The 15,953-nt window shown below is 72.6% G+C and carries 17 protein-coding genes; 5 read left to right on the forward strand and 12 right to left on the reverse strand.

All coding sequences use genetic code 11. From position 1 onward, the window contains the following. Positions 1–7: 7 nt before the first annotated feature. Positions 8–928, reverse strand: a complete 921-nt coding sequence (locus tag IE177_RS06935) for an SGNH/GDSL hydrolase family protein (protein ID WP_190013850.1) — start codon at positions 926–928, stop codon at positions 8–10. Positions 929–1,195: 267 nt separating this feature from the next. On the opposite strand from IE177_RS06935, the gene IE177_RS06940 reads away from it, so the two are divergent. Beyond that, positions 1,196–1,690, forward strand: coding sequence for a DUF3145 domain-containing protein (locus tag IE177_RS06940; protein ID WP_190013851.1), 495 nt, complete (start codon positions 1,196–1,198; stop codon positions 1,688–1,690). A 68-nt stretch (positions 1,691–1,758) separates the two neighbouring features. On the opposite strand, the gene IE177_RS06945 is transcribed toward IE177_RS06940, so the two are convergent. The 5 genes from IE177_RS06945 to fasR form a co-directional block, all read right to left on the reverse strand. After that, positions 1,759–3,030, reverse strand: coding sequence for a beta-ketoacyl-[acyl-carrier-protein] synthase family protein (locus IE177_RS06945; RefSeq protein WP_190013852.1), 1,272 nt, complete (start codon positions 3,028–3,030; stop codon positions 1,759–1,761). Positions 3,031–3,171: 141 nt separating this feature from the next. Then, positions 3,172–3,420 (reverse strand): acyl carrier protein, encoded by a 249-nt coding sequence (locus IE177_RS06950; protein ID WP_018545314.1) that lies wholly within the window; start codon positions 3,418–3,420, stop codon positions 3,172–3,174. Positions 3,421–3,525: 105 nt separating this feature from the next. Then, positions 3,526–4,557, reverse strand: coding sequence for a ketoacyl-ACP synthase III (locus tag IE177_RS06955; protein WP_190013853.1), 1,032 nt, complete (start codon positions 4,555–4,557; stop codon positions 3,526–3,528). Between the two features lie 10 nt (positions 4,558–4,567). Continuing rightward, a complete protein-coding gene (locus IE177_RS06960) occupies positions 4,568–5,494 on the reverse strand; it encodes an ACP S-malonyltransferase (RefSeq protein WP_190013854.1) in 927 nt (308 codons plus the stop codon). Positions 5,495–5,583: 89 nt separating this feature from the next. Further along, the gene (fasR, locus tag IE177_RS06965) at positions 5,584–6,789 is read right to left on the reverse strand and encodes a fatty acid biosynthesis transcriptional regulator FasR (protein WP_190013855.1); all 1,206 of its coding nucleotides are present in this window, start codon (positions 6,787–6,789) and stop codon (positions 5,584–5,586) included. Positions 6,790–7,242: 453 nt separating this feature from the next. Between fasR and IE177_RS06970 the strand changes: the two genes are divergently transcribed. Beyond that, a complete protein-coding gene (locus IE177_RS06970) occupies positions 7,243–7,899 on the forward strand; it encodes a pirin family protein (RefSeq protein WP_190013856.1) in 657 nt (218 codons plus the stop codon). Between the two features lie 24 nt (positions 7,900–7,923). On the opposite strand, the gene IE177_RS06975 is transcribed toward IE177_RS06970, so the two are convergent. After that, positions 7,924–8,751: a serine hydrolase domain-containing protein gene (locus IE177_RS06975; RefSeq protein ID WP_190013857.1), complete on the reverse strand. Its 828-nt coding sequence runs from the start codon at positions 8,749–8,751 to the stop codon at positions 7,924–7,926. Between the two features lie 19 nt (positions 8,752–8,770). Further along, positions 8,771–9,244, reverse strand: a complete 474-nt coding sequence (locus tag IE177_RS06980) for a GNAT family N-acetyltransferase (RefSeq protein ID WP_229815917.1) — start codon at positions 9,242–9,244, stop codon at positions 8,771–8,773. A 97-nt stretch (positions 9,245–9,341) separates the two neighbouring features. On the opposite strand from IE177_RS06980, the gene IE177_RS06985 reads away from it, so the two are divergent. Beyond that, the gene (locus IE177_RS06985; protein WP_190013859.1) at positions 9,342–9,803 is read left to right on the forward strand and encodes a MerR family transcriptional regulator; all 462 of its coding nucleotides are present in this window, start codon (positions 9,342–9,344) and stop codon (positions 9,801–9,803) included. Positions 9,804–9,815: 12 nt separating this feature from the next. On the opposite strand, the gene IE177_RS06990 is transcribed toward IE177_RS06985, so the two are convergent. From IE177_RS06990 to IE177_RS07000, 3 genes are all read right to left on the reverse strand, one after another. Beyond that, positions 9,816–10,661, reverse strand: coding sequence for a DUF4429 domain-containing protein (locus IE177_RS06990; protein WP_190013860.1), 846 nt, complete (start codon positions 10,659–10,661; stop codon positions 9,816–9,818). Between the two features lie 66 nt (positions 10,662–10,727). Next, complete coding sequence (locus IE177_RS06995) at positions 10,728–11,945, reverse strand: alpha/beta hydrolase (protein ID WP_190013861.1); 1,218 nt, start codon at positions 11,943–11,945, stop codon at positions 10,728–10,730. A gap of 130 nt (positions 11,946–12,075) precedes the next feature. Continuing rightward, positions 12,076–12,711, reverse strand: a complete 636-nt coding sequence (locus IE177_RS07000) for a TetR family transcriptional regulator (protein ID WP_190013862.1) — start codon at positions 12,709–12,711, stop codon at positions 12,076–12,078. A 112-nt stretch (positions 12,712–12,823) separates the two neighbouring features. Here IE177_RS07000 and IE177_RS07005 point away from each other — a divergent pair, with 112 nt between their 5' ends. Then, on the forward strand, positions 12,824–14,440 hold the full coding sequence (locus IE177_RS07005) for an MFS transporter (RefSeq protein WP_190013863.1): 1,617 nt from the start codon (positions 12,824–12,826) through the stop codon (positions 14,438–14,440). Between the two features lie 248 nt (positions 14,441–14,688). Then, on the forward strand, positions 14,689–14,994 hold the full coding sequence (locus IE177_RS07010; protein ID WP_190013864.1) for a small hydrophobic protein: 306 nt from the start codon (positions 14,689–14,691) through the stop codon (positions 14,992–14,994). Positions 14,995–15,114: 120 nt separating this feature from the next. On the opposite strand, the gene IE177_RS07015 is transcribed toward IE177_RS07010, so the two are convergent. After that, entirely contained in the window at positions 15,115–15,852 is a 738-nt protein-coding gene (locus IE177_RS07015; protein ID WP_190013865.1) for a potassium channel family protein, read from the reverse strand. Positions 15,853–15,953: the final 101 nt, after the last annotated feature.

The raw sequence follows: 15,953 nt of genomic DNA on the forward strand, positions 1-15,953 counted from the left end.
GAAAACCCTAGGGCCTGTCCCGGCCGCCGTCGTCCGTGGCGGCCGCCTTCACCGCGGTGATCGTGCGGTAGGCGATCGACGCGAGCCGGGCCTGGCCGTCCTTGCTGGGGTGGAACCAGTCCCAGCGGCTGAGCTGGCCGGTGCCGAAGTCGTAGTCGTAGACCGCGTTGCCGTCGAAGCGGCAGCGGCGGTCCTTGGCGCAGACCTCCGCCAGCACCCTGTTGTACGCCATCACCCGCTGCTGCACCCGGTCCCGGCGCAGGGCGGCCGCGCTGGTCAGGTCGTCCGGGTCGGCCAGCATCGACGGGCAGATGCCGAGCCTCCAGACCTGCTTGCCCAGCGCGTTGGTCCGGCCCTCGGACCACAGCCGCTTGAGGTTCGGCACGCTCGACACGTACACCTGCGCCTTCGGCCGCGCGGCACGCAGCGTGCCCAGCGCCTTCTCGAAGTCCGCGCGGAAGTCGTCCACCGGGGTCATCGCCGCCGTCGACGCCCGGCAGGCGTCGTTCGCCCCCACCATCACCGTCACCAGTTCCGGATCGTGGGCGGCCGCCCGCGCCATCTGGTCCGGCAGGTCGGCCACCCGGGCGCCGGTCACCGCGTGGTTCCAGCTGTGCCGTGCCGCCCCGGCGGCACCGAGCAGCCGCACCGCCAGGCTGTCCACCCCGGCGTCGCTGCCCGTCGCCCACGACACCTCCGGGCAGTCCGACAGCACCGCGCACGCGTCGAAGCCGCGCGTGATGGAGTCGCCGACCGCGGCGATCGAGTCCGGGGTGCGGTCCCACACGGGGGCGGGCTTCGCGGCCCGCGACCCGGTCCCCTGCGGCGCCGGTGAGCCCCCGCCGCCGGCGTCGCATCCGGCGAGGCCCAGCACGGCGGCCGCCACGCCGGCGAGCGCCACGCGCGTACGGCTGGTTCGCTTCCGCATCCCCTGGTGATCCCCTCGTCGTGACGGCGGCTCCTGACCGGTGCCTCCCCCCATGACAACGTGTGGGGGTTCCCGGCCGGGCGCACGGGAACGGGGGACCCCCGCACAAGCGTCCCCCTGGGTGAATGACGAGGGTTTCCTGGCACCGGGACCGACGGTACGTCACACTCCTTGCCCCGCCGCAGGGTAGCCTCGCCATCAACGCGGCCGTCGTGCCACTGCCGCCCAGTCAGACCGCAAGATGTCCCGCTCAGCCCGGAGGTTCCGGTGACGACACGTGGAGTTCTGTACGTGCACTCCGCGCCGCGCGCGCTGTGCCCGCACGTCGAGTGGGCCGTCGCCGGGGTGCTCGGCACGCGCGTCGGCCTCGACTGGATCCGGCAGCCCGCGGCCCCCGGCACCTGGCGCTCGGAGTTCTCCTGGCAGGGCGAGGCGGGCACGGCCTCCAAACTCGCCTCGGCGCTGCGCGGCTGGCAGCTGCTCCGTTTCGAGGTCACCGCGGAGCCCTGCCCGACCGCCGAGGGCGAGCGCTACAGCTGCACCCCCGACCTCGGCATCTTCCACGCCGTCACCGGCATCCACGGCGACATCCTCATCCCCGAGGACCGGCTGCGCGCGGCCCTGCTCCGCAGCCGGAAGGGCGAGACGGACCTCGAGGCCGAACTCTCCAGGCTGCTCGGCAAGCCGTGGGACGACGAACTGGAGCCCTTCCGCTACGCGGGAGAGGGCGCACCGGTGCGCTGGCTGCACCAGGTCGTCTGAACCGGCCCCCTACGGCGAACGGCCCGGCCCCCACCAGGTGGGGACCGGGCCGTGCGGCGTCACGGGACTCAGACGGTGCGGAACGCCAGGACCACGTTGTGTCCGCCGAAGCCGAACGAGTCGTTCAGCGCGGCGATCCGTCCCTCGACCGGCAGCTTGCGGGCCTCGTCGCGCACGACGTCCGCGTTGGCCTCGGCCTCGGGGTCGATGTTCTCGACGTTGATGGTCGGCGGGGCCACGCGGTGGTACAGCGCGAGCACCGTCGCCACCGACTCCACGCCGCCCGCGCCGCCGAGCAGGTGCCCGGTCATCGACTTGGTCGCGGACACCGCGATGTGGTCGGCGTCGTCGCCCAGCACCTTCCGCAGCGCCTTGAGCTCGGCGATGTCACCGGCCGGCGTCGAGGTGGCGTGCGCGTTGACGTGGACGATCTCGGCCGGGTCGAGGCCGGTGCTGTCCAGCAGGTTCTGCAGCGCGTGCGAGATGCCGCGGCCCTCGGGCTCCGGCTGCACGATGTCGTGGCTGTCGGCGGAGATGCCCTGTCCGACGGCCTCCGCGTAGACGCGGGCCCCGCGCTTGGCGGCGTGCTCGGCGGACTCCAGGACGATCACGCCGGAGCCCTCACCGAGGACGAAGCCGTCCCGGGCGACGTCGTAGGGACGCGACGCGCCCTGCGGGTCCTCGTTGTTCTTGGACATCGCCATCATGTTGCCGAAGGCCGCGATGGGCAGCGGGTGGATGGCCGCCTCGGTGCCGCCGGCGACGACGACGTCGGCCCGGCCGGTGCGGATCATCTCGATGCCGTAGCCGATGGCCTCGGCGCCCGACGCGCAGGCGGAGACCGGCGTGTGCACGCCCGCCCGGGCGCCCACGAGCAGGCCCACGTTGGCCGAGGGGCTGTTCGGCATCAGCATGGGAACGGTGTGCGGGGAGACACGGCGGACGCCCTTCTCCTTGAGCACGTCGTACTGGTCGAGCAGCGTGGTGACACCGCCGATGCCGGAGGCGATGACCGCGCCCAGCCGGTCGGGGTCGACGCTGCCGTCGTCACCGGCCTTGCCGGTGAAGCCCGCGTCCTTCCAGGCCTCCTGAGCCGCGATCAGCGCGAACTGCGCCGAGCGGTCCAGCCTGCGGGCCTGCGGGCGGGGGATGACCTCGGTCGGTTCCACGGCCACCGGGGCCGCGATACGGACGGCCTGCTCGGCCGCCCACTCCTGCTCCAGGGGCTTGACGCCGGACCGGCCGGCGATCAGGCCTTCCCAGGTTGAGGCTGCGTCGCCACCCAGCGGTGTGGTTGCGCCGATACCGGTGACGACCACGGTGCGATTGGTCGGGCTCACGGGAATTCTTTCTCCAACGGATGCGGGATTCAACGGCGCCACCGCCGGGTGGCGGGGCTCAGGGTCTGACGTCCGGATCATGCCGGTCTTGGCGGCCTGATCCGGACGAAAGACCCAGCAGCCTGGGCCTTGAGGGCTGGATCAGGCCTGGTGCTTGAGGATGTAGTCGGTCGCGTCGCCGACGGTCTTGAGGTTCTTGACGTCCTCGTCCGGGATCTTCACGTCGAAGCGCTCCTCGGCGGCGACGACGACCTCGACCATGGACAGCGAGTCGACGTCCAGGTCGTCGGTGAAGGACTTGTCCAGCTGGACGTCCTCGGTGGGGATCCCGGCGATCTCGTTCACGATCTCGGCGAGACCGGCGACGATCTCTTCCTGAGTGGCGGCCATGTCAGGCGCTCCTTCTTCGATATAACCAGACGGTTTTACGGCGCCCGCCGTGTGAGCGGCGGGTGGTACTCCGCTGTCCGGACCTCATGATCCGGCACGGAGTGCCTAGGGGAGGGTAACGACCGTGGCGGCGTAGGCGAGACCCGCCCCGAATCCGATGACGAGCGCGGTGTCGCCGCTCTTCGCCTCCCCGGTCGCCAGGAGCCGCTCCATCGCGAGCGGGATCGAGGCGGCCGAGGTGTTGCCGGTGGTGCGGATGTCACGGGCGACCGTGACGTGCTCCGGCAGTTTCAGGGTCTTCACCATCGAGTCGATGATCCGCACGTTGGCCTGGTGCGGGATGAAGACGTCCAGGTCGTCCGCGGTGATCCCGGCCGCGTCCAGCGCCTGCTGGGCGACCTTCGCCATCTCGAACACGGCCCAGCGGAACACCGCCTGGCCCTCCTGCGTGATCGCGGGGAACTTGACGTTGCCCGCGCTGTCGAGGGGGAGATCGGCGACGTCGCCGATCCGGAAGCGGTCCCAGGAGACGGTCTGCTTGATCGTCTCGGACTTGTCGCCCTCGGAGCCCCAGACGGTCGGGCCGATCGCCGGCTCCTGCGCGGGACCGACGACGACCGCGCCGGCGCCGTCACCGAACAGGAAGGCCGTCGCCCGGTCCTCCCGGTCGGTCAGGTCGCTGAGCCGCTCCACGCCGATGACGAGCACGTACTCGGCGGAACCTTCCACCACGATGCCCTTGGCGAGCGTCAGGCCGTAGCCGAAGCCCGCGCAACCGGCCGAGATGTCGAACGCGGCGGCCTTCTTCGTGCCCAGCTTGTCCGCGATCTCGGTGGCGACGGCCGGCGTCTGGGCGAAGTGCGAGACGGTGGAGACCACCACCGCGCCGACCTGCTCGGCGTCGATGCCGGCGTCCGCGATCGCCTTGCCCGAGGCCTCGATGGCCATCGCGGCCACCGTCTCCTCGGGACCGGCCCAGTGCCGGGTCTCGATGCCGGAGCGCGAGCGGATCCACTCGTCGGACGAGTCGATCTTCTCGAGGATCACCTCGTTGGGCACCACGCGGGTCGGCCGGTAGCCGCCGACACCGAGGATGCGCGCGTACGGGGCACCCTTGCTGGGCTTGATCTTCGCCATGTACGGCTCCTTAGGCACCTGCGTGCTCGGAGATGAGCGCACGGGCCGCGTCGAGATCGTCGGGGGTCTTCAGGGCCGGCGTCCGCACGCCGGGCAGCGCCCGCTTGGCCAGGCCGGTCAGGGTGCCGCCCGGGCACACCTCGACGAGCGCGGTGACGCCCAGCTCCTTGAACGTCTCCATGCACAGGTCCCAGCGCACGGGGTTGGCGACCTGGCCGACCAGCCGCTCCAGCACCTCGGTGCCGGTCGCGACGGTACGGCCGTCCTTGTTGGAGACGTAGGCGACCTTCGGGTCGGCGGGCACGAGCTCGGCGGCGGCCTTGGCCAGGGTCTCGACGGCGGGAGCCATGTGGTGGGTGTGGAAGGCGCCGGCCACCTTCAGCGCGACGACCTTGCGCACGCCCTCCGGCATGTCCTCGTTCAGCGCGGCCAGCTGCTCCAGCGTGCCGGCGGCGACGATCTGGCCCGCGCCGTTGATGTTCGCCGGGGTCAGGCCCAGCTTCTCCAGGTGCGCGACGGATGTTGCGGGGTCGCCCCCGAGCAGTGCCGACATGCCGGTCTCGGTGATCGCCGCGGCGTCCGCCATGGCCAGACCCCGCTTGCGCACCAGGCCCAGCGCGGCGGTCTCGTCCAGGACCCCGGCGAAGGCGGCGGCGGTGATCTCGCCGACGCTGTGGCCGGCGACGGCCCCGGGCGCGATCTCGGAGATGTCACCGAGTGCCGCGGCGGACAGGAGTCCGGCGGCGACCAGCAGCGGCTGCGCCACCGCGGTGTCACGGATGGCGTCGGCGTCGGCCTGGGTGCCGTAGTGGACGAGGTCCAGTCCGATGGCCTCGGACCAGGAGGCGACGCGGTCCGCGGCGCCGGGCAGGTCGAGCCAGGGAGTCAGGAAGCCGGGCGTCTGGGCGCCCTGGCCGGGAGCGACGAGTACGAGCACTCTCACACTCTCTCTTGGGGACGGCCGGAGCCGCCCGTGAGGACAGGGACGAAGAACACAGGGGGCTTTTGTAAGCCTCCGACAAAACCTTATGCCTGGGCTTCACCGTCGGCCAGACGCCCCAGGATGAGCGCGATCCGCAGTGTGAACGCGGATCGTACATCCGACGGCGACCATCCAGTGACATCAGTCACACGTCGGAGCCGGTAGCGCACGGTGTTCGGGTGAACGAAGAGCATGCGGGCCGCGCCTTCCAGGCTGCTCGCCTGCTCCAGGTAGACACTCAGTGTTTCCAGCAGCGCCGAGCCCGCTTCCTCCAGCGGTCTGTAGATCTCCTCCACCAACTGCTCGCGGGCGCCGGGATCTCCCGCGATGGCGCGCTCCGGGAGCAGATCGTCCGCCAGCACCGGGCGCGGTGCGTCCTGCCAGGCGGAACAGGCCTTCAGCCCCGCGGCCGCGGCCTGCGCGGACCGCGTGGCCGCCAGCAGGTCGGACACCACGGGCCCGGCGACGACCGGTCCCGCCGCGAACGGCCCGATCAGCGACTTGGCGACGGCCAGCGGATTGGCGCTGCCCCCCGCGATGACGACGAGCCGGGCCCCGAGGACCCCGGTGAGCACCTGGAGCTTCGCGTGCCGGGCCGCCCGCCGGATCGCCTCCACGGTCAGCTCGCTGTCCCCGTCCGGCGCCGTCCCGAGCACCACGCACACGTGTTCGGGAGAGTTCCAGCCGAGGGCGGCGGCCCGGCTGACGGCGCCCTCGTCCGCCTCCCCGCTGAGCACGGCGTTCACCACCAGCGACTCCAGCCGCGCGTCCCAGGCACCGCGTGCCTCGGCGGCCTGGGCGTACACCTGGGCGGTGGCGAAGGCGATCTCGCGGGCGTACACGAGCAGCGCCTCGCGCAGCACGCTCTCGTCGCCGGGCGCGGCCACCTCGTCGATGGCGCTCTCCATGACCTCGATGGTGGTCCGCACCATCTCCACGGTCTGCCGCAGCGTGATGGCCCGCGTCAGCTCGCGCGGCGCGGTCCCGAAGACGTCCGTGGAGATCGCCTGGGGGGCGTCCGGGTGCCGGAACCACTCGGTGAACGCCGCGATGCCCGCCTGGGCCACGAGCCCGATCCAGGAACGGTTCTCCGGGGGCATGGCCCGGTACCACGGCAGGGTCTCGTCCATGCGCGCGATGGCCTGCGCGGCGAGGCTCCCGGAGAACTTCTCCAGCCGCTTCAGGGTCGCGGAGTGCGCGTGGGCGTCGTGTGCTGCGGGATCGCTGGTGTGGGTCTCGGGTTCGGGCACGGGACAAGACTGCCTTATCGGGACGGGGCAGTGCGCCGCCGGGTCTCACTCGGTGGACGGCCGGGGCGTGCGGGGCGTGCGGCGAGCGCGGCCCTGCGGGCGGGGGAGTCCCGTGACCGGCGGTGCGGTACCCCGCGGCGGCGCGGAATCCTGGCCGGTCGGTCTCGGGGGTGCGGGGGCGTGCACGGCGGTTTCGCGCGGTGTGCGGCCGAGGTGCGCGGCGAGCGCGGCCCTGCGGGCGGGGAGTCCCGTGACCGGGCGTGCGGTACCCCGCGGCGGCGCAGTGTCCTGGCCGGTCCGTCGGGGGTGCGGGGGCTTGGGTCGCCGGGTCTCGCTCGGTGTGCGGGGCGTGCGGCGATCGTGGTCCCAGGGGCGCGGGGAGCCGCGCGACCGGGCACGGCGGACCCGCACCGGCGCAGTGCCCCGGCCGGCCCGGCGGCTACCGTGGTGCCCGTGATCGACGTACGGCGCGCCGGTGAGCGCTACCGCGGCGGGGACCCGCAGGCCGGGATCGACTCCCGCCACGCCTTCTCCTTCGGCCCGCACTACGACCCGGACAACCTGCGCTTCGGCGCGGTGATCGCCTGCAACGAGGAGCGGCTCGCCCCCGGCGCCGGCTTCGACGAACACCCGCACAGCCACACGGAGATCGTGACCTGGGTGGTCGAGGGTGAGCTGACCCACCGCGACTCCACGGGCCGCGCGACGACGGTCCGGGCCGGCGACGTGCAGCACCTCAGCGCGGCGGCGGGCGTCCGGCACACGGAGCGCAACGACGGCGACACCCCGCTGACCTTCGTGCAGACCTGGCTGGCCCCGCTCACCCAGGGCGGCACCCCGTCCTACGAGCTGGTCACCGGCGCCGCCGGCACCACGCCGTACGCCGTCACCGGCGCCGGCGCCCTGCTGCACGTGCGCCGCCTGGCACCGGGGGAGCGCGCCGCCGTGCCGGACGCCCCCTTCGTGTACGCGCACGTGGTGCGCGGGGACGTACGGCTGGCCGGTGAGGAACTGCGGCCCGGCGACTCCGCGAGGATCACCGGGGCGAAGGGCCTGGAGGCGGAGGGGGTCACGCCGGCGGAACTGCTGCTGTGGGAGCTGACGCGCTGAGCGGGGGAGGCCGCCGGACGGCGGTCACCGCCCGCCGCGCGCCTCCCGCAGCACCGCGTCGGTGAGGACCGGCCACGCCTCGACCGCCCAGGGCCCGAACGCCCGGTCCGTCAGCGCGACCGCGGCCAGCCCGGCGGCGGGGTCGATCCACAGGAACGTACCGGACTGCCCGAAGTGGCCGAAGGTGCGCGGGGAGGACGAACCCCCGGTCCAGTGCGGCGACTTGCCGTCGCGGATCTCGAAACCGAGGCCCCAGTCGTTCGGGTTCTGGTGCCCGTACCCCGGAAGCACCCCCTTGGTGCCCGGGTACTGCACGGTCATGGCCTGCGCGACCGTGCGCGGGTCCAGCAGCCGCGGCGCCTGCACCTCGGCCGCGAACCGCAGCAGGTCCGTCACGGTCGAGACGCCGTCCTTGGCCGGCGACCCGTCCAGCGACGTCGCGGTCATCCCCAGCGGGTCCAGCACGGCCTGCCGCAGGTACTCGGCGAACGGGATCTCCGTCGCCTTCGCGATGTGGTCCCCGAGCTGCTCGAACCCGGCGTTGGAGTACAGCCGCCGGTCCCCGGGCGGGGCAGTCGCCCGGTGCTCGTCGAAGGCCAGGCCGGAGGTGTGCGCGAGCAGGTGGCGCACCGTGGACCCGGGAGGTCCGGCCGGCTCGTCCAGCTCGATCGCGCCCTCCTCGTACGCGACGAGCGCCGCGTATGCCGCCAGCGGCTTGGTGACCGAGGCGAGCGGGAAGCGGTGTCCGGCGGGCCCGTGCGTCCCGAGGACGGTCCCGTCGGCTCGCACGACGCCCGCCGCGGCGGTGGTCACGGGCCAGTTCTCGATCAGCGCCAGGCTCTGCAACGACATGCCGGTGAGCCTATGCCGCTCACAGCTCCAGCCGCATCGAGGGGTCGGGCTTGCGCACGAACCCCAGCGAGGCGTACAGCGGCTCGGCCGCGGCGGACGCGTTGAGGTCGACCTGCCGGGCCCCGCGGGTCCGGAACCACTCCAGCAGCTCCTCCATGCACACCCGCGCGTACCCGCAGCGCCGGGCGTCCGGGTCGGTCGCCACGCTGAAGACGTGCCCGACCCGCCCGTGCGGGTTGCCGGCCCGTCCCACCCGGTACTCGAGCGTTCCGACGGCCAGGGCGGCCAGCGCGCCGGGCCGGCCGGGGTGGTCGACGACGAAGGCCGCGAAGTCCCCGTCCTCCTCGGCGAGCCGCCCCCGGAGCGTCGGCAGGGACTCCGCGTGCCAGTCGGTGGGGCCGCCCCCGTGCTCGAACATGGAATCGATCATGACCTGTCGCAGCCGCAGTACCTCGGTTGCGTCCTCGGGCCGGGCCCGCCGTACGAGACTCATGGGCCGCACGCTAGTCACCCGCACCGGACTGCGTCGTGTCGTTTTCCCGGCCGGCCCCGCTTGCCTGGAGTGCACTCGAAGGCCATAGCGTGGGGGCATGACGGTGATGCAGTCCGCGCCGGCGGACACCGCACGGACCACTCCCGCCGACATCTGCGCCGCTCCGCCCCGGCACCCGCGCCCCGACGGCCAGGACAGTTACACGATCAGCGAGGTCGTCGCGTTCACCGGCCTGACCGCGCACACCCTGCGCTGGTACGAGCGGATCGGCCTGATGCCGCACGTCGACCGCTCGCACACCGGCCAGCGCCGCTACACCAACCGCGACCTGGACTGGCTGAACTTCGTGACCAAGCTGCGCCTGACCGGCATGCCGGTGGCGGACATGGTCCGGTACGCGGAGCTGGTGCGGCAGGGCGAGACCACGTACGCGGAGCGGCGGGAGCTGCTGGAGTCGACCCGACGGGACGTCCTGGCGAGGATCGCGGAACTGCACGACACCCTCGGCGTCCTCGACCGGAAGATCGGCTTCTACTCGGCGGAGGCGACGGCACCCTGACCCCCGCCGGCGTCAGAGCTCCGCGAGCAGCTCCGCCTTCTTGGAGGAGAACTCCTCGTCGGTGACCAGCCCCGCCTGGTGCAGCTCCCCGAGGTGCCGGATCCGCTCGGCGATGTCGGCGGGGTCACGGCGCGCCGGCACCGGCACCGCGGGCGCGGGCCGTGTCCGTACCGCCGCGAGCACGGCCGCCGCGAAGGGCAGCGACTCGTGCACCGGTCCGTACCCGAGCCCGAAGATCACCGAGGCCGGGTCCTGGTCGGGCTGCGCCGGCCGGTCCGGACGGGGCGCGCGCGGAAGCAGCCGCAGATGCCCCTCGAAGACCTCCGGCGAGCGCCACTCCACACCGGCGAGTTCGGTGACCGGGAAGCTCTGGTCGCCGGCCTTCCACTTCGCCGAGGACGCCCCGGTCCAGGACCAGCGGAACTGCACGGCCCTGCCGTCGAAGGAGGCCTTGCCGTCGGCGGCCTTGAACTGCAGGGGTGCCTCGGGCGCAGCGATCAGGTGCCGGTCGGCCGGACCGGTCTCGGTCAGCAGCCCCTTCAGCTCGTCGGCGTAGTACTCGGCGAGCGTCTCCCGCTCGGCGGGCAGCACGAGCCGGTACGGGTCGGAGCCCTCCTTGAGCTGACCCGCCGCCGCCTCCAGCAGCGGGTCCGCGCCGGCCCGGGGCACGAGGCGCAGCACGACGGTGCCGCGCCGGCCCCGCGTGAGCGTCACGTCCTCGACCGCGGACAGCGGAACCCGTCGTTCCCCAAGTGCCTGGAAAAGCCTGGGTGTTCGAATCCCCCGTTCGTAACGGATGAGCACGGAGCCGGACTCGAACCCCCAGACGGCATGAAACCCCGCCAGTACGTCACCCATGCGGCTCATCGTATGCGGCACGTGCTCCTGCGTCGCCACCCGCGCGGACCGCACTTCCTGCTGTTTCTACGCGCGTTGGGCCGGTGTGGTGCCTGGCAGGCCCACCTGGCACGCGTCGTTCTCCCGTGCGCAGGTCACCGTCTCGTAGGCGCCGGACCCGACCGCGGCGAGGTTGCGCAGGCTGTCCGTGTCCGGCTGGAAGTAGCCCGCGTGCCCCCGCGCGTCCCGTGCGGAGAGCACCCGCGCGCCGAAGGCGGAGGACACCGGGTCGGCACCGTGCCCGAGGCCGCCCAGCTCCAGGTACGGCACGTCCTGGATCCAGTCGGTGGCGTCCCGCATGGCCCACACCCGGGCCGAGGTGCCCAGGCCGCCGGCCCGGGTGACGCGCATGCCGGGGCTCGCGGCCACGGCTATGTCGGTCACCCGGCGCGGCATGTCGTGCGCGGCGACGCCGCACACCACGGATCCGTAGCTGTGGCAGACCATCGCCACGCGCGAGCTGCCGGGCAGGGCCCGCAGCAGGCCGTTCAGCCGGACGGCGCCCTCCGCGGCGCGCAGGCCGGTGGCCGCGTCCACGCCGAGCCCGTCGGGTGAGGTGTAGTCGGCCCAGGCGATCACGGCGGTGCGGGTCGCGGGGCTCGTCATGCGCTCCTGCGCGTACAGGGCCTTGGCCATGCCGACCGGGGCGGTGTACTTGCGGTCCGTGCGCTGGAAGGTGAGCAGGTCGGTGTCGACGCCGGGGACGACGACCGACACCCGCTGGGCGCGGTCGAGGTCGCCGAAGACCTCGGCGACGCGGCCCGAGCCCTCCGGGTCGAAGGCCAGGATCTGCCGCTTGCCGCTCAGCAGAGCCTCGTAGCGGTGCATGCGGCGGCCGGCGTCCTGCTGTCCGGCCGCGCTGAGCCGGCTGTCGTGCGTGCGCTTCTTCTCCGCCTTGCGCGCGTGGTCCAGCGCGAGGCGGTTGGCCCGGTAGCGCAGGGCGACGGGGGCGCCGTTCATGTTGCCGACCGCGAGCGGGTAGCGGTGGGCGAGCCGGTCGCGGTCGTCGGCGGTGAGCGAGGCGAAGAAGCGGCCGAGCCGCGCCGGGTCGGCCGCGGGGTCCGGCAGGTGGTGGCCGTGGATGCGGCCGTGCTCCCACTTGGTGAGCGAGGCCTGCAGCGCCGTCGCTCCCCGGTGGGTGCGCAGGGCGGTCCAGCCGGTGGTGGCGAGCATCACGAACACCACGGCCAGCGCCAGCAGTGCGCGCCAGACGTTGAGTTGCGGGGAGGAGTCGAAGGAAGTCACTGGGAGGACACACTAGGAGAACGGGAGGGTCTCGCGGTAACCGAGTGACCGGTATCACGTTTCGGCCGGCGCCGGCCTCCGTGCCGGCGGTCCGCCGGACGTCCCGCCGGCCCTGCCCGGGGGCGACTTGTCAACACCCCCGGGCGTCGCCCCAGTTACCGGTCAGTGCGGAGCCCACCTGATCGAGGTAGGACGCGGTGAGCGCGCGGATCGCCTCCAGACTGAAGTCCTCGCCCGTGCTCCACTGCCGCTCGGTGACCCTTATCACCCCGCCGAACACCGCCACGGCCAGCCGCGGCCGCGGATCGGCGTCGACGTCCACGCCCTCCCGCTCGGCCAGCAGCCGCGCGATCGTCTCCTCGGTGGCGGCCGAGCGGCGCAGATGCGCGGCGAGCAGCGAGGGCGTCGACCCGATCGTCCGGTACATACGCAGGTACAGCTCGACGGGTACCGCCGACTCGACCGTCTCGCGGATGGCGTCCCAGCCCTCCAGCACCGCCTGGCGCAGGGCCTCCATCGGCGCCTCGTGCGGCGGGCGCGCCCGGACGGCGGCCACGAAGCGCGCCTCCGTCATCTCCTGGACCGCGAAGGCCGCCTCCTCCTTGCCCGCGAAATAGCGGAAGAAGGTGCGCTGCGAGACGTCGACGGCCTCGGCGATCTCGTCGACGGTCGTGTGCTCGTACCCCTGGGTGGTGAACAGTTCGAGAGCGGCCCGCAGCAGCGCCTGCCGGGTACGCCGCTTCTTGCGCTCGCGCAGCGTCTCCATGACCTCTCCCGTGCGGTGTTCCGGCGTTCCAGCCTATGCGCCGGTGTCGTGTCAGTTACCGACGAGTGAATCCGTTTGTCAACTGTCAGTGGCTGTCATTAGCCTCGAACGTATGACTAGTCAGACCACCATCGACACCACGGGGCCGGGAGACCAGGCGCCGGACGCCACGCCGGGCCCGGTCCCGGCGGGCCTGCGCGGCCATCCGTGGCTCACGCTGCTCACCGTCGCCGTAGGGGTCATGATGGTGGCCCTCGACGGCACCATCGTGGCCATCGCCAACCCCGCGATCGGCAAGGACCTGCACGCCAGCTGGGCCCAGCTGCAGTGGATCACCAACGCCTACTTCCTGGCCCTGGCGGTCTCCCTGATCACCGCCGGCAAGCTCGGCGACCGGTTCGGGCACCGGCAGACCTTCCTCATCGGCGTCACCGGCTTCGCCGCCGCCTCGGGAGCCATCGGCCTGTCCCACAGCATCGGCGCGGTCGTCACGTTCCGCGTCTTCCAGGGCCTGTTCGGCGCACTGCTGATGCCGGCCGCGCTCGGCCTGCTGCGGGCCACGTTCCCGGCCGAGAAGCTCAACATGGCGATCGGCATCTGGGGCATGGTGATCGGCGCCTCCACCGCGGGCGGCCCGATCCTCGGCGGAGTCCTCGTCGAGCACGTCAACTGGCAGTCGGTGTTCTTCGTCAACGTGCCCGTCGGCGCGCTCGCCCTGCTGCTGGGCGCGCTGATCCTGCTCGACCACCGTGCCGAGAACGCCCCCCGCTCCTTCGACCTGCTCGGCATCGCGCTGCTCTCCGGCGCGATGTTCTGCCTGGTCTGGGCGCTGATCAAGGCCCCCACGTGGGGCTGGGGCGACGGCCGGACCTGGCTGTTCATCGGCGTCTCGGTCGTCGGCTTCGCCCTGTTCTCCTACTGGGAGACGCGGGTGAAGGAGCCGCTGATCCCGCTGGCGCTGTTCCGCTCGGTCCCCCTGTCGGCGGGCGTCGTGCTGATGGTCCTCATGGCCATCGCGTTCATGGGCGGCCTGTTCTTCGTCACCTTCTACCTGCAGAACGTGCACGGCATGAGCCCGATCGACGCGGGTCTGCACCTGCTGCCGCTGACCGGCATGATGATCGTGGGTTCCCCGCTGGCGGGCGCCATGATCACCAGGTTCGGCCCGCGGATCCCGCTGGCGGGCGGCATGGCGGCCACCGCGATCGCCATGTACGGGATGTCCACGTTGAAGGAGGGCACCGGCAGCGGGGTGATGTCCGTCTGGTTCGCCCTGCTCGGCCTCGGTCTCGCTCCCGTCATGGTCGGCGCCACCGAGGTCATCGTCGGCAACGCGCCGATGGAGCTGTCCGGTGTGGCCGGCGGCCTCCAGCAGGCGGCGATGCAGATCGGCGGCAGCCTCGGTACGGCCGTCCTCGGCGCGGTCATGGCCTCCAAGGTCGACAGCACCCTCGCGGACAACTGGGCCGGCGCGGGTCTGCCGAAGCTGCCCCCGCAGCAGTTGCACCAGGCTGCCGAGGCCGTCCAGCAGGGCGTCGCACCGGTGACCGACGACACCCCGGCACCGATCGCCGCGAAGATCACCGAGGTGGCCCACCACACCTTCGTCACCGGCATGAGCCTCGCCTCCCTGGTCGCGGCGGGCGTGGCGGCGGTCGCCGTCCTCGTCGCGCTGCTCACCAAGCGGGGTGCGAACGCGGAAGCGGGCGCGGGCGTGGGACACGTCTGACCGGTGGTCCGCCACTCCTCGCGGGCGGATCCCGCGGATTTCGCCCATCAGGGTGACTCCGCCGAAGATCACTCGCTCCGGCGCGCGCCGCAGGTCACAGTGGGTCAAGTCCTCCGCAGGGCATGGGGGGACGGCCGGGCCGCGGTGCGCGCCGCTGGAGGGGGGCGGCGCGCGCAGGTCTGTCCCGGCGGAACGGGGGTACCAGCACACCGAAGCCGAACTGTCCAGGAGAACTCAGGGAGTTGATGATGGCAGGCTTCGGGCACGGAACGCGTGGGTACCCTCGGTCACGTGGCCGGACGTGGCAACGGACCGGGCCGGACCGCGCGACGCTCGGGATCATCGGGACGATCTGCGCGGTGGCGGGCTTCTTCGCACTGGGCATCGTCCTCGGTCCGGTGGCGATGTTCTGCGGCTGGCAGTCCATGGGCCGCAAGTGGTCCAACGACCACAACGTCCCGGCGCTGATCGCCCTGATCCTGGGCGCCATAGACACCCTGCTGGCCATCATCGCCCTGGCGACGGCAGCCACTTGGGGCAACGGCATCCTCTGACCCCGCGTGACTGCGGGCAGTCGTGCCGGGGCGGCACGGGTGGGCGCGGCGGCACCCCGCGAACGCGGGCAGGCGAAGCCCACCCCCGCCCAGCAGCACAGGGCACCGCTCAGGCACCGCTCAGGGCCGCCGCTCACGCTCCGTCAGCCGGGCCACCTCCGCCCGCAGCAACCGCACCTCCTCCGCCAGGGAGGCGATCGCCTCCGTCTGCCGCCGCTCCTCCGCGTCGTCCTTCTCGAACCGGCCGATGAACCACGCGGCGATGTTCGCGGTCACCACACCCAGCAGAGCGATGCCGGACAGCATCAGCCCCACCGCGATCATCCGCCCCAGTCCGGTCGTCGGCGCGTGATCGCCGTACCCCACGGTCGTCATCGTCGTGAACGACCACCACACCGCGTCACCCAGCGTCCGGATGTTCCCGTTCGGCGAGTCCCGTTCCACGGACAGCACCGCCAGCGACCCGAACATCAGCAGCCCGACCACCGACCCCACGACGTACGTCGTCAGCCGGATCTGCGGTGCCATCCGCGCCCGTCGCCCCACCAGCAGCAGCGTCGACACCAGCCGCAGCAGCCGCAACGGCTGCAGGACCGGCAGCACCACGGCGCACAGGTCGGGCCAGTGCCGTCGGACGAACTCCGCACGCCGGGGCGCGAGGGTCAGGCGTACCAGGTAGTCCACCGCGAACGCCCCCCACACGGTCCACTCCACGCCCGTGCACAGAGCCGTCAGCGAGTACCCCGCGGAACCGTCCACGATCGGCACCGCGTACGCGACGGCGAACGCCACCGCGAGCACCAGCAGGGGCCGGTCGGTACGGCGTTCCCACGCGGCCTGCGCCGATTGTCGTTCCATGGCGGCATCGTAAAGAAAGCGTAAGGGCGGCGGAGAATCGCACTCCGCCGCCCCGGCACGTCCCGGACCGCCTCAGCCCGCCTCAGCCGTCAAGGCCGGAC

Origin of the sequence: Streptomyces lucensis JCM 4490 (assembly GCF_014650035.1) — a bacterium.
GTDB classification, from domain to species: domain Bacteria; phylum Actinomycetota; class Actinomycetes; order Streptomycetales; family Streptomycetaceae; genus Streptomyces; species Streptomyces lucensis.

Coding starts and splice junctions, on each gene's coding strand:
- IE177_RS06990 (WP_190013860.1), bottom strand. CDS start 10,661: ATGGGTGACGTACTGGCGGGGTTTCATGCCGTCTGGGGGTTCGAGTCC.
- IE177_RS06975 (WP_190013857.1), bottom strand. CDS start 8,751: ATGTCGTTGCAGAGCCTGGCGCTGATCGAGAACTGGCCCGTGACCACC.
- IE177_RS07010 (WP_190013864.1), top strand. CDS start 14,689: ATGGCAGGCTTCGGGCACGGAACGCGTGGGTACCCTCGGTCACGTGGC.
- IE177_RS07015 (WP_190013865.1), bottom strand. CDS start 15,852: ATGGAACGACAATCGGCGCAGGCCGCGTGGGAACGCCGTACCGACCGG.
- IE177_RS07005 (WP_190013863.1), top strand. CDS start 12,824: ATGACTAGTCAGACCACCATCGACACCACGGGGCCGGGAGACCAGGCG.
- IE177_RS06935 (WP_190013850.1), bottom strand. CDS start 928: ATGCGGAAGCGAACCAGCCGTACGCGCGTGGCGCTCGCCGGCGTGGCG.
- IE177_RS07000 (WP_190013862.1), bottom strand. CDS start 12,711: ATGGAGACGCTGCGCGAGCGCAAGAAGCGGCGTACCCGGCAGGCGCTG.
- IE177_RS06980 (WP_229815917.1), bottom strand. CDS start 9,244: ATGAGTCTCGTACGGCGGGCCCGGCCCGAGGACGCAACCGAGGTACTG.
- IE177_RS06985 (WP_190013859.1), top strand. CDS start 9,342: ATGACGGTGATGCAGTCCGCGCCGGCGGACACCGCACGGACCACTCCC.
- IE177_RS06950 (WP_018545314.1), bottom strand. CDS start 3,420: ATGGCCGCCACTCAGGAAGAGATCGTCGCCGGTCTCGCCGAGATCGTG.
- IE177_RS06955 (WP_190013853.1), bottom strand. CDS start 4,557: ATGGCGAAGATCAAGCCCAGCAAGGGTGCCCCGTACGCGCGCATCCTC.